The organism is Priestia sp. SIMBA_032, from assembly GCF_046535215.1.
In the GTDB taxonomy this organism is placed as follows: domain Bacteria; phylum Bacillota; class Bacilli; order Bacillales; family Bacillaceae_H; genus Priestia; species Priestia aryabhattai.
In genome coordinates, this window is record NZ_JAWRXD010000733.1 from 1 (window position 1) to 269 (window position 269).

1 protein-coding gene is annotated in these 269 nt (G+C 44.2%); it reads right to left on the reverse strand.

The genetic code is table 11. The features are described from left to right. Positions 1 to 47 precede the first annotated feature (47 nt). On the reverse strand, positions 48 to 269 hold a 222-nt coding region (locus SB717_RS36225), incomplete at its 5' end, for a hypothetical protein (RefSeq protein WP_410907844.1).

A 269-nucleotide genomic window follows, 5' to 3' on the forward strand; every position in this document is an offset into this window, starting at 1 on the left:
GTAAGTCTTAACTTTCATTGCTTTAATACCGCCGTTAGAGATTTATTTTATTGGTTTAATCGAAATGCTACCACATAGTCTCCTTCCCCAAACGAGCCTCCACCGCCAACGGAAATAACTACGTGTTGTTTTCCCGATTCGAGTTTGTAGCTCATTGGCGTAGCCCTTCCACTTGCTGGGAGTTCCCCTGTCCAAAGTAATTCCCCGGTTTCAATATCAAATGCATGGAGTTTATCATCAAGTGCCGCCCCTATAAACACAAGTCCACC